The 12,991-nt window shown below is 69.2% G+C and carries 7 protein-coding genes and 1 pseudogene; 6 read left to right on the top strand and 2 right to left on the bottom strand.

Going from position 1 to position 12,991, the window contains the following annotated elements; all coding sequences use genetic code 11:
* On the top strand, positions 1-1,905 hold a 1,905-nt coding region (locus tag U9980_RS07545; RefSeq protein WP_322767277.1), incomplete at its 5' end, for a DUF2142 domain-containing protein.
* Between the two features lie 124 nt (positions 1,906-2,029).
* The gene (locus U9980_RS07540) at positions 2,030-4,399 is read left to right on the top strand and encodes a serine/threonine-protein kinase (protein ID WP_322767276.1); all 2,370 of its coding nucleotides are present in this window, start codon (positions 2,030-2,032) and stop codon (positions 4,397-4,399) included.
* Here the strand turns inward: U9980_RS07540 and U9980_RS07535 are convergent.
* Together U9980_RS07535 and U9980_RS07530 are read right to left on the bottom strand one after the other, a co-directional pair.
* Positions 4,396-5,667 carry a class I SAM-dependent methyltransferase gene (locus tag U9980_RS07535; RefSeq protein WP_322767275.1) on the bottom strand — a complete coding sequence of 424 codons (1,272 nt, stop codon included), beginning with the start codon at positions 5,665-5,667 and terminating at the stop codon, positions 4,396-4,398. The genes U9980_RS07540 and U9980_RS07535 overlap by 4 nt on opposite strands.
* Positions 5,668-5,736: 69 nt before the next feature.
* The gene (locus U9980_RS07530) at positions 5,737-8,322 is read right to left on the bottom strand and encodes a haloacid dehalogenase (protein ID WP_322767274.1); all 2,586 of its coding nucleotides are present in this window, start codon (positions 8,320-8,322) and stop codon (positions 5,737-5,739) included.
* A gap of 267 nt (positions 8,323-8,589) precedes the next feature.
* On the opposite strand from U9980_RS07530, the gene U9980_RS07525 reads away from it, so the two are divergent.
* The 4 genes and pseudogenes from U9980_RS07525 to U9980_RS07510 form a co-directional block, all read left to right on the top strand.
* Positions 8,590-9,525 carry an ABC transporter permease gene (locus tag U9980_RS07525; RefSeq protein ID WP_416210183.1) on the top strand — a complete coding sequence of 312 codons (936 nt, stop codon included), beginning with the start codon at positions 8,590-8,592 and terminating at the stop codon, positions 9,523-9,525.
* Positions 9,526-9,540: 15 nt separating this feature from the next.
* Positions 9,541-10,842: an ABC transporter ATP-binding protein gene (locus tag U9980_RS07520; protein ID WP_416210182.1), complete on the top strand. Its 1,302-nt coding sequence runs from the start codon at positions 9,541-9,543 to the stop codon at positions 10,840-10,842.
* The gene (locus U9980_RS07515; protein WP_322767273.1) at positions 10,839-12,203 is read left to right on the top strand and encodes a glycosyltransferase family 2 protein; all 1,365 of its coding nucleotides are present in this window, start codon (positions 10,839-10,841) and stop codon (positions 12,201-12,203) included. The genes U9980_RS07520 and U9980_RS07515 overlap by 4 nt, the downstream gene beginning before the upstream one ends.
* Positions 12,200-12,991, top strand: a pseudogene (locus U9980_RS07510) (glycosyl transferase family 1); the annotation flags it as partial. The gene U9980_RS07515 and the pseudogene U9980_RS07510, both read left to right, overlap by 4 nt.

Genomic DNA, 12,991 nt, shown 5'->3' with positions numbered 1-12,991 from the left:
GCCGGACGGTTCGGTCCGGTGGAACTGGTGCGTCGAACCCCGGCGCACATCTGGTTGGTCACCGGGCTTTTCAGCCTCCTGCTCGCGTGCTGGTCGGTACTGGTGCCTCAGTATCACGCACCGGACGAACCGAACCACGTCGACGCGATCATGCGACTCGTCCAGGGCGACGGCTGGCCGCGTCCGGGCAACGCCTTCGTGACGGCCGACGGAGTCGGAGCCATCGCGGTGTCACCGTTCGGCAGCCCCGGGGATCCCTACGACCTGACGGTCGACCCGGTCCCCGAGCGGGACGCGGTAGCGCGGTCAGCGCGACCCGCCTGGGACAGACTTGCCAACCCCGGGCAGCCGCCAGGCTCCATCCAGCAGCTCGTCCAACATCCACCGTTGTACTACTGGGTGAACGCGACCATCCTCGCCGCGTTCCCGGGCGGCGGGGACACCCTGCGCTGGGACGTGACCATCGGCCTGCTTCGGATGATCAGCGTGGCGATGGTGGCACCGCTGCCGCTGCTCGCGTATGCGGCCACCCGCCGGCTGCACCCGTCCCCTGTCGCCGCGACGGTCGCAGCACTGACGCCCTTCGCCGTTCCACAACTGGTCCACATCGGCTCCAGCGTCAACAACGACAACCTGCTGGTCCTGTTGGGCGCGCTGGTCACGGTGGCGGTCGCCCACATCCTGACCGGGGACACCTCGGCGCGGACAGCGGGGTGGACCGGCCTGCTGACCGGACTGGCGCTGCTCACGAAGTCCTTCGCGGTTGTGCTGGTGGCCATGGTCGGCGCCGCGTATGTGATCAGCTGGCTACGCGGAGCACGCCCGTCCAGGTCGTCGATCGCACTGTGCAGTTTCATGATCATTGGCGCCGGCGGCTGGTGGTGGCTGGTCAACATCATCAGATGGGGCGCGTTCCAACCGCGTACACCGGGCTTTCCACCCGGCCGGTACGTCGGATCGGACTGGACCGTCTACTGGAGCTGGATGTCGCAGGGCTTGCTGGGTCGCTGGTGGGGTTCGATCGGATGGTACGAGGTCGATCTGCCGTTGCCGCTGGTGCTCGCAGCCTCGGGTGTCGTCGCCGGGCTGGCCGCCTGCGCCGTGATCCGCACTGCCGGCCGGAGGAACCGGACGAACCTGGTGTTCATGCTGTGGCCGACCAGCGCCCTGCTGGTCGTCGTCGCGGTCGGGGCAGCCATGCACGTGGCGGACACCGGGCACATCACCGGAGTCTCCGGTCGATACCTGTTCACCGGCTTCACCGGGATAGCCGTGCTGGTCGGCACCGGGACGGCCACACTGCGACCCCGCTTTGCCCGGTGGATGCCGCTCGCGCTCCTGACCGCCGCAGTCGGCATGCAAGCGGAGTCGATCAGCGAGGTCGTCACCTACTTCTGGCGCCCGCCCGCGGGTGGCGTCACCGAAGCCTGGCATGCCATGACCGCCTGGTCGCCGTGGCCGACGGTCGTTGTGGAGGTCGTCTTCGTGTCCACTGTCGTCCTCACCGTCGTGACCGCGGTGGCGGTGACACGCGCTTGGCGGGAACCGACGGGCGGACGCACCGCCCGCGCGGCAACACCCGCCGTGGCGGGAGCAACGTGCGCCGAGCTGGACACGGTGCCCGCCGAGCTGGACACGGTGCCCGCCGAGCTGGACACGGTGCCCGCCGAGCTGGACACGGTGCCGGCCGGGCGGGCGCAGAGATCCCCGGCCACGATCGAAGTGATCGACACCCGCCGGCTCGACGCGTCCGTTCGGCACCGCCAGGGTCCCGACCTACCACCGGTCGTGTCGTTGTCAGGAAATGTCACACTGCTCGGGCAACCAGGCAAATCAGGGAAACCAGGTGGCCGGTGGCCGCTCCCGCCGCGCACTGTCCGGCCACCCGACGAGCCCGCCTCCTGACAAGGACACAGCCTGACGAGGACACAGCCTGACAGGCGGAACAGACCCGGGACGGGACCGCGTACGCTGCGCACAGGAACGCCCTAGGCCAGGGCATCGCAAAATCGGTATCAGGAGGACGCGGGTGTCCCTGCCGCCCTCGCCATCCGGCGCGCCGGCGACGCCCCCCGCGGCGCTGGCTCCCTCCGACCCTGCGAGCCTGGGTCGCTACGTGCTGCTCGGTCGTCTCGGCGAGGGCGGCATGGGCACGGTTTTCCTGGGCCGCGCCCCGGATGACCGACTGGTCGCGGTCAAGGTGATCCGCGCCGAGCTCGCCCGCGTCCCGGAGTTCCGCGCCCGGTTCCGCCGAGAGGCCGCCGTCGCCCAACGGGTCGCCCGGTTCTGCACCGCCGAGGTTCTCGACGTGGTCGACCCCGCCGACGGCGCGCCGTACCTGGTCACCGAGTACATCGACGGCCCCACGCTGACGCAGGCCGTAGCCCGCGGCGGTCCACTGCCCTCAGCCGATCTCGAACGGGTCGCGGTCAGTGTCGCCGCCGCCCTCACCGCCATCCACGCGGCCGGTCTGATCCACCGCGACCTGAAGCCGTCCAACGTCCTGCTCTCGCCGCTGGGGCCACGGGTCATCGACTTCGGTATCGCCCGCGCCGTGGATGCCGAAACAATCATCAGCAAAGACATGCACGTGGTCGGAACGCCCGCGTTCATGGCGCCGGAACAGGCCATCGGGGACCCGGTCACCGCGGCCGCCGACATCTTCTCCTGGGGCGGGCTCGTCACCTTCGCGGGAACGGGTTCGTACCCGTTCGGGGAAGGCCCGACGCACGCCCAGCTCTACCGGGTCGTCCACCATGAGCCGAACCTGGACGGCCTGCCGGACATGCTGCGCGACGTGGTCGAAGCGGCGATGCACAAGGCGCCGAACGCGCGGCCCAGTGCCCAGGAGCTGCTGATTCGCCTGGTCAACCTGGGCACGACCACCAAGCCCGACCCCGAGGTCACCCAGCTCGTGCGGACCGCCTCGGCATCCCTGCTGCCACTGCAGATGACGCCCCCCGACAACGGCACATCCCAGACACAGGCAGCACAGGCAGCACAGGCAGCTGTCTCACCGACGAGGCACGCCGGCGACCGGATCACAGTCGACCAGACCGACCCGGGCAGCCACCGGCGCCGGCCTCGGCTCCCGTGGCGCAGCCCACTCGGCCGGGTGGCGACGGTGCTCTGCGGCGCCGTCGCTCTGGTGGTCGCCACCGTCATAGCGATCATGGCAATGCGCCCCGCCAACGGGTCGGGGACCGATGTCCGGGGGTGGGCCGAGGTCGCACGCACGGTCGCGGCGGATGCCGCCGCGACCCGAGGCGTCAACGCCACCCTGGCCGCCCGGCTCAGCCTCGCGGCCTACCGGATCTCGCCCAGTCCGCAAACGCGGGCGAGCCTGATCACGTCGTTCGCGGGACGTTACGCCACACCACTGACCGGTCACACCCTGTCCATCCTCGGTGGAGCGTTCAGCCCCGACGGCAATCTGTTCGCCACCGCGAGCGCGGACCGGACCGTCGAGCTCTGGGACGTCACCAGACCGGCCCAACCGACCCTGCTCGCGACCCTGACCGGGCACACGGACTGGGTCCTTGCGGTCGCGTTCAGCCCGGACGGCCGGACCCTGGCGACCGGCGGTAACGACGGCACCGCGCGGCTGTGGGACATCACCGATCCGCATAAGCCGGTGACCCGCGCAACCCTGACCGGGCACAACGCGCATGTCCGGGACGTCGCGTTCAGCCCGAACGGGCGCCTGCTCGCGACCGCCGGGGACGACAACACCGCCCGGCTCTGGGATGTGACCGACCAAGCCAGGCCGCGCCAGCTCAGCGTGCTCGCCCGACATCAAAGCTGGGTGCAGGACGTCGCGTTCAGCCCCGACGGGCGCCTGCTGGCGACCGCGAGCGCCGACAACACCGCGCGCCTCTGGGACATCAGCGAGCCCACCGGGCCGGTCCCCCTCGCTTCTCTCAACGGCCACACCGACTTCGTGTGGACGGTCGCCTTCAGCCCGGACGGGAACACGCTGGCAACCGGGAGCTACGACGGCACCGTTCGTCTGTGGGATGTGCGCGATGCGCGGGCCCCGACGAACCGATCGACGATCAAGGCGGATCCCCGCTGGGTCCTTGACACCGCGTTCAGCCGGGACGGTCGCATGCTGGTCACGTCCGGTTGGGACACCACCGCGCATCTATGGGACGTCTCCGACCCCGACCACCCGCTGCCGGCAGGGGTGATCGGCGGCCACACCGACTGGGTCCAGGGGTTCGCCCTGCACCCCGACGGCTACACATTGATCACATTCAGTGACGACCGGACCGCACGCATCGCGACCATCGACCCGGACGTGCTTGCCACGCGCGCCTGCGCCGACGACGGCAACCGCCTGAGTTCCGCCGAGTGGGCGGCCCACATCCCTGCGCTGCCGTACTCCGGGATGTGTTAGCAGACCGGTCGCCCAGTCACGGGTGACTGGTCACCGGTCACCGGTGACCGGTCACCGCGCAACAGCGATATGGCGGCCCGCAGCCGCGGATCACCGATCCGGGTCCGCAGCGCGGTGCCCGCCGCACGGGCCGCGTGCACCAGAGCCGACTCGTGCGCCGGTGCACCCTGCGGCCTCGACGCGCGTGCGACCGGCCACGATCGCGAACTCATCGACCCCAGGTCGGCACGCAGCTGTCGGGACGTGTCGCGCTCGGCTTCCAGCGCCCGCTCGCCCGCAGCCACCGCATCGAGCAACCTGAGCTCGTGCGCCGCGTGGTCGGCGACGGTTGCGTCGATGCGTGCCCACTCCCGCTGCCGGCGCCGGGCCGCCTCGGTCATCTCGTCCTGGAGACGGATCACGTACAGGTAGAGATCCAGGCGGTTACGTTCCATCCGGGTCAGCAGACCGTTGCCAACCCAGGGGGTCAGCAGAGCCCCCACCCTGGCTGCCCAGGGCGCCCGCCGGTCCACCACAACACCCAGACCGAAGATCGGCGAGACCAGGTGGAAACGCAGCTCAGGTCGGTCCGCGACGAAGTCCTCCACGGCCGTGCGGACGCCGTTGTGCGGGCCACCTTCAGTCAGCGCCCAGGCGAACGCACCTTCGCCCCGAAAGCCACCCCGCACCGCCGCCACGCTGTCCAGCCGTACCCCGTGCTCCCACGAGTAGGGCTGCCGTTCCCGCTGCGGGATCCGGTCAGGCCCGTAGTACTGATCACGGCGGCCGGCAGGCCAACCCACGTCATGCAGGATGACCAACGGAAAGTGGCTGCGTCCGTGGGCACGGGCCGCCTCCTCGACGGCGCGCAGCTCCGCGGACACGGTGGGGAAGTTGTGGTCACCGTCGATCAGGTAGGCATCGGCCGGCGGAAGGCCGTCCAGTGCCTGCGGGCTGAAACCGCGCACCATCACGACCTCGACGTCCTGCCCCGACCCAGGGACGCCGCGAGGGTCGGGATCAACGATCAGTAGCCTGCCACCACCATGACGTCGCAGCATGTCCACGAGCAGGGAGCTGGTGACGCCGCTCTCCGAACCGATCTCGGTGACACTGCGGGCCCGCACGGTCTCCAACAGGGGCAGCCACACCTCCCGGAGCTCGGCGAGGGAGTGCAGCAGCAACGGTTGGAGGGTGCGCTCGGTAACAGATTCAACGGTGCCACCCGACCTGCCGTCGTCCACAGGGCCCTCGTCCACACCAACTTCGTCCACAGCAACTTCGTCCACAGCAACCTCATCCGCTTAGAGCGCTCCAGCCGATTCTCCCCCGTGGAGCGCTGGACCAGGCTCGCCGGGTCAGAATCGGGTTTCGAACTCCCGCAGCAACCGGCGCGCGGCGCGACGCGGCAACGGCGTGGTCCCGCCCGGCCGGGTTGCGATCGTCAACGGGTCGGAACTGATTGCCAGCCAGCCGAAGGCCATCTCGACGTCGATGGCGTAGGTCGCCGCGAGATGTGCCTGCGCCACCGGATCGATGACGTAGACGAACTGCGGGTCGTCGCTGTGGATCTCGATCAGATTCGGCTGCAGTGCCCGCGCCCCAACCAGGTGAAATCCTGGGTGGTCGACCACCGACGTAATCGCGACCGTGTGCGGCTCGGCCAGGTTGTTGAGATGGAAGGACAGCCGCAGCCAGTCCAGCCGCATCAACCCACGCCGGCCGGCCGGGTCGATGCGCACCCGGCGGACCCCGACCCCGTCGATCCGCAGGCGTACCCACGACAGCCCGTCGCGCGCGGACCGGGTGACCACGGACTCCTTCGGCCCGTTGATGAAGTCGCCACCGGTGTCGACATAGACCTCGACCGGTCCGGCAGCGGCCTCCGGCGAGACCTCCGCCGCGGAGATCCCGGCATTCGTCGCCAGCCCACTGACAACCGCAAGGGGCCGGTTCGCCACCGCCGCGACCCCGGCCGGCCAGTAGAGTTCCTGCATTGGGATCTTTTCAAGATCAGCCGCCGTGAGGTAGGGCATCCGGCGCAGCAGATCGGCGGGCAGCAGCCCCTCGGACGCATCCGACCCGAAGTTGTCATCGTGTGCCCATACCCCGAACGCGAGCGCCTCGGACGAGGTGGGCCGGGTCACGAACCGCGCGAGGGAGCGCAGAGCCGCCAGCCGCGCCCCGTCATCGAGCAGGGACGGCATCGGCGTCTCCGACCGGCGGTAGCGCAGCCATTCCCGCTGGTAAGCAAGCACCCCGTCCTGGACGGCTACGCGCTGTGCGACCTGGGTTCGGGTTGTGTGATCGGGGCCGAGGACGGGGTTGCGGTCCTCGTCGAAACCGATCAATGAGCCTATGTCGGGCATGCAGAGCTGTTCGAGCACCTCGGGACTACGCATCACCTGGCCGAACAGCGCATCGGGTTCGCCGCCCGAGGCGATGTATCCCTCCAGGCGCAGCCCGCCAAGGCGGTGCGCCTGCGAACCGGCGCTCGTCGCCAGGTACAGGCCGACCACCTCGGCCTCACGACCGCAGGCGGTCAGCAGGCGTTGCAGCAGCGCCTGGATGGTGCCACCCCAGCCGAGGTCGACGACGACGATCGTGTCCGCCCCGCCAAGGTGTGCGTCCAGGTAGCGCAGGAAGCGCTCGCGCAGCCGGCTGGCGGTCAGCACGATCTCGCTGCGAACGCGCTCGTCAGCGCACAGGGCCTCCAGGGTCTCGGAGAGCAGACCCGGGACGTCAAGACGCCGGCTGGCCAGCGCGGACAACCCCGCCACCTCGTCCATGCCGACTCCGAGCTGGCGCAGCAGCTGGCCGACACTCGGCGGGCGCCGACGCGCCAGGAAGCCGCGCAGCTCCTGCGGGGTGCCTTCGTAAATGTTGGCCAGTGCGCACACGTGGCGCGAGGCCCACAGCGTGGACGCCTCGATCCCGAGCTCGCCGGCCGGCTCCCGCAGGACCCGGGCGAGGAAGGCCCCTTCGCGCATCAGGCAGTGGACGCGGTCGACCCCGAGCTCCGCCGCCCGCGCGGCCGCCCACTCGCCGAAGCCGGTGAACACCGGACCGAAAACGGTCGCGCCGGTCTCCCAGTGCCGGCGCAGGCCCGAGGGAACCGCGGTGGCATCGGTGCGGTGCAGGGTCCGGGCCCGAAGCGCGGTCATACCGTAGTCGCCGTGTTCGGAGTCGATCGCGGTATCGGAGGTCGGACCGCCACGCAGCCCTTCCAGGGTGAGTGTCTCCGCCAGCGCACCGGCGTACTTGGGGTAGTGAACCGCGATGATGCCGTGCTCGCGGGCGCCCTCGACGTCGGCCACCGGGTTGTCACCAAGGTGGATGACCCGGGAGGGCGCCACGCCCACGGCGGTCAGCACATGGGTGAACAGACCCTCACTCTTGCTCACACCCGCGTCGCTGGAGGTGAGGATCTGGGTGAACCTGATCCCGGCGAGCTCCGGCCGGCGCAGCAGCCCGCGGAGCTGGTCTGGGGAGAAATAGGTGTCGGAGACCAGGTACACCGGCCGGCCGAGCTTGGTGATCGTGAGTTCGGCGAGCTCGGCGACGGCAAGGTCGGCGCGGCAGACATCGCGCTCGAGGGTGACCTCCATGGCGATCAGATCGTCGATGTCACCGCTGCCGGGGATGGCGGGCATGAGTGCCGACCAGATCTCGTCGAGGCGGGCCTCCAACGTGCCCCGCAGTGACTTCGCGTGTTGCCGGGCCAGGTTCTCCGCATGCACCCGGAGCTGGGCGAACTGCCCCGCGGTCACGGTCGGCGGCAGCAGGCCAGCCGTGGCCAGGCGGCGTCCGAGCAGCAGGAAGGCATGGGTGGGTTCGGGAACCAGCCGAAACAACAACGTGTCGAATACGTCCAGGGTGAGGACCTCGGCGCCCCCGGACTCCAGCTGGGACCAGACCTCACGGATCCGGACGTCGGTGAACACGGGCGTCCTCCACCGGCGGCCATCACGGCCACCTCCGACGGGCCGGCTGATGCCCGGGTGATCCTCGGACAGCGGCCGGCCGGAGCTGAATGAACGGGCCGATACTATGGATCGGCTCTGGAGCTACGGTCACCGGAGTGCCCTACCTGCGGACGCGTCGCTTCGGTATACCTGGTGCGATACCTTGCGCGGCCCGTACGGTAGGTCGTTTTCGGCGCACCGGTACCGATTTTGCCATATCTTGACGCGGCTCACGGAAGGTTGTTGGTGTCGAACCTGATTGACGAGCGGTCCGCACCCGCGATCCAGTCCGACGGCGAGCACCGTGGCCCGAAGGGGCGCGACGGGCAGGAGTCGCGGATGCTCGCGCGCCGCAACCGTGCCCAGACCCGGGTACGTTGGGAACTGCTGCGGAACCTGATCCGCAAGGATCTCAAGGTCAAATACAAGGGCTCGACCCTCGGTTTCGCCTGGTCGCTGGCGAATCCGCTGCTGCTGCTAGCCGTGTACACCCTTGTCTTCCAGGTCATCATGAGCGCCGGGGTCCCCCGGTTCGGGGTGTACCTGATGTCCGGCCTGCTGATCTGGAACGCCTTCTCGGCGAGCGTGTCGTCGGCATCGGGCAGCGTCGTCTTCAACGCGAACCTCGTGAAGAAAGTCCGGTTTCCGCTGCCGGTACTGCCGCTTTCCGCGGTCGGCTTCGCCCTCGTCCACTTCGTCCTGCAGCTGATCGTGCTCTTCGTGGTGGTCGTGGCGCTGGGTTACAGCTTCTTCGGGCTCCAGCTGCTCCTGCTCGTGCCCGCATTCGCGGTAGCGATGATCTTCACTGTCGGCCTGTCCATGCTCGTGTCGGGCCTCAACGTCCGCTACCGCGATACCGAGCACCTGCTGGAGGTGGCCCTGCTCGCGTGGTTCTGGCTCAACCCGATCGTGTATCCCGTCGGGCTCATCCGCAAACTGCTGCACGAGTGGACCTGGATCTACTTCGTCAATCCGATGGCGACGGTGGTGGCAACCTTCCAGCGAGCGATCTACAAGGGGCCGTCGGTGAACCCGGCCACCGGAGCGGGCATCCTTGCCGACCCCGGCTACCTCTTCTACCTTGAGCACCTTGCCATCGCGGGTGTGATGTCGCTGGGCCTGCTCTGGCTGGGAGTACATGTGTTCCGCAGGATGCAGGCCGACTTCGCGGAAGATCTTTAAGGACGGGCGACAGACGTGTCAGCGCAGCAGTCACCGGCGCAACCGGCCGCCCTCAATGCGTCGGGGAACACCACGGCGATACCCGCAGGGACAGCCACCGCCGCATCGACGGCGAGCCGGCCTGGGACGGCTGCCCCGATCGTGATCCAGGCGACCGGGGTGGGCAAGAAATTCGTCTCCTACCACCGGCGGGCGACCAGCCTGAAAGAGGTGTTCGTGCGTCGTGGGCACGCCCACGGGGACGACTTCTGGGCGCTGCGCGACATCGACGTGGAGATCGGGCGCGGCCAGACCGTGGGCCTGGCCGGGGCGAACGGCTCCGGCAAGTCCACGTTGTTGAAGGTACTGGCCGGAATCCTGCGCCCAACCCACGGTGACGTGTCGGTCAGCGGGCGGATCGCGTCCCTCCTGGAGCTCGGGGCCGGCTTCAACGGCGAGCTCACCGGCCGGGACAACGTCTACCTCAACGCCTCTCTGCTGGGGCTGTCCCGCCGCGAGATCGACCGGATGTTCGACTCGATCGTCGACTTCGCCGAACTCCCGCACAAGATCGACGATGAGGTCAAGCACTACTCGTCCGGCCAGTACGTCCGGCTCGGGTTCGCGGTGGCCGTCCATGTCGATCCGGACGTGCTGCTCGTCGACGAGGTCCTCGCGGTCGGGGACGAGGCATTCCAGAAGAAGTGTCTGGCAAAGATCGACGCCTTTCGGGCCGAGGGCCGCACGATCCTGTTCGTCACCCACTCGCTGGATCTGATCGAGGGCATGTGCGACCGGATTCTGGTTCTTGAATCCGGATCGATGATTTTCGACGGCGCGCCGGCCGTCGGCACCCGGCTACTGCGGCAGCGGTTGGGTAGCCTGCCTTCGGACGGTCCGGTGCCCCACGATCTCGCCGTTGCCCGGCCCACCTCGGTGACCTTCAGCCGGGACCCGGCCGGGCCGCCCCAGGTCCAGTTCAGCCCCGGCGAGAGACTTACCGTCAGCGTCACCCTGGATGTGACCGAACACGCGCCGGAACGGCTCTACCTGCACGTCTATGCCCTGGGGCCGAGCGAACTGCCGGTCTGGTTGATGGAGACGCCTGCGGGCGGCGTGCCGGGGGGCGTGCCGGGGGTCAGCGGCACCCGCACGGTGGACTTCACCGTGCCCAGCCTCCCCGAGCTGCTCGGCGCGTTCGCGATCAGCGTGCACGTCTCCGACGCCGCGACCGGAACAGAGATCACCAAACGGAGGTTCGAGGACCTGTTCGGAATCAGCGGATCGCAGGCCGGCGGCCTACTCAAGATCGATTACGAGACGGGAACCCGCCCATGAGCACCCAGGAAGGCGGCCCCGCGCCGCCGGCGACCGTTGTGATCGTCAACTGGAACGGTGCGCACCTGCTGCCCGCCTGTCTGGACGCGGTGGCCAAGCAGGTCAGCGACTTCACCTTCGAAACATGGGTGGTCGACAACGCGTCGATGGACTCCTCCAGGACGCTGCTGGCCGAACGGTACCCGTGGGTCCGGATGGTCCCGTCCGAGGTGAACCTCGGCTTCGCCGGCGGCAACAACCTGGCGCTGCGGATGGTCACCACCCCCTACGCCGTCCTGCTCAACAATGACGCCGTCCCCGAACCGGACTGGTTGGCGAACCTGCTGGCCCCGTTCACCGACGCCACCGGGGGCGCGGATCTCGGCGCGGTCACCGGCAAGGTGGTGTTCCTCCCCCGTTTCCTGCGGCTGCGGCTGTCGACCTCGACCTTCACACCGGGTGCGCACGACTCCCGCGCGCTTGGCGTCCGGATCTCATCGGTGACCGTCAACGACCGGGAGGTCCTCCATGACGTGTTGTGGGAAAAGCTGACCTTCGGTGCTGAAGGCGGTTCATCCGCGCCGTTCTTCTGGACCCGCGGTGACGGCGAGCTCGCCGTCCCGGTGCCCGAGGGCGGCCCGGTCACCATCGGCTTCACCTGGTCCGGCGAGGCGCCCAAGTCGGTCACACTGAGCTGGGACGGCGGCCGCACCACCCTCGCCGCCGCCGCCGAACCGTCCACCGTGGAACTGGTCGTCCCCGACGGTGTGGCCCGCGTCGACGTGATCAACAATGTCGGTGGGATCGTGCTGCGGGACGGCTACGGCGCCGACCGCGGCTACCAGGAGATCGACACCGGCCAGTTCGCCGGGTCCGAGGATGTGTTCACCGCCTGCGGGAACGGCATGGCCATCCGCACGGCGCTCGGGCGGGAACTCGGCTGGTTCGACGACGACTTCTTCCTCTACTACGAGGACACCGACCTGTCCTGGCGCATCCGCTCCCGCGGATACACAATTCGCTACATTCCGACCGCGGTTCTGCGGCACGTGCACTCCGCGTCCAGCGTCGAGTGGTCACCGCTGTTCGTCTTCCATACCGACCGTAACCGACTGTTGATGCTCACCAAGAACGCGAGCACCGAGGTCGCCCTGGCCGCGGTCGGCCGTTACCCGCTCACAACCGCCTCGATGGCCATCCGCGCGCTACGGCAGGCCTGGGCCGTCCGTGGCCGGCCCGCGCTGCGACCGACCGTGCTTCGACTGAAGGTCATGGCGTCCTTCCTGCGGCTGCTCCCGGTGATGCTGCGCCGACGGCGCACGCTGGCGCGCACCGCGTCGGTAGGCCACCGTGAGCTGGAGACCTGGCTGGCGCAGCGATGACCACGCAGCCGGCTGCGACACAGGCCCAGCACAAGCGGCCCGAGCCGGGCGAAGGCCGGCATCCGGTCACCGGGCACAGGGGTGGGCAGGGGTCGGCCAGCGGAGTACGGGCCGCCGTTTACAACCGGTTCTGGCACTCCATGGGCGGTGGCGAACGCCACAACGGGATGATCGCCCAAGTGCTTGCCGCCGAAGGCGCCCAGGTGGACATCCTCGGCCATGCCGAGGTCGACCTGGCGGCCATTGGTGATCATCTAGGGCTCGACCTCACCGGCTGCCGCTACCGCCTGCTGCCTGACCGGGGTGACGACGCGGTCGCCGAGCTCAGCGCCGAGTACGACCTGTTCGTCAACGGCTCGTACATGAGCCGGCTGGCGCCTCGCTCAACCCATGCGGCACACCTGTGTTTCTTCCCGACACCAGCTGATCATGACGCACCGGGGTGGCGCAGGGCCGCCATCCGCGCGTGCGGCCCGCTGCTGCGCGGTGTTCGCCCGACCGTCGGCTACGGCACGGGTTGGTACCCGCCGGAAGGGGGGCGTCGCAGACAGTGGATCTGGACGAACGGCACGGGGATCCTCGCGGTTTCGGCGGGCGGCGAACGGGAGCTACGCGCTGACATCGGCCGTCCCGGGGCTTGCGGCACGGTGCGGTTGCGCGTCCAGGACGCCGACGGGCGGACCCTTGCCGCCGTTGAGGTCGACGGGTCGTTCAGGACGGTCGCGGTGCCGTTGCCCGCATCGTCCGGCGGCTGCGAGCTGACGCTGGTCAGCGACACGTTCACACCC

The sequence above is a fragment of the Protofrankia sp. Cr1 genome (assembly GCF_963555865.1).
GTDB lineage: Bacteria > Actinomycetota > Actinomycetes > Frankiales > Frankiaceae > Protofrankia.
The sequence above is the reverse complement of the archived record's forward strand: the minus strand, read 5'-3'. Positions and strand labels throughout refer to the sequence as shown.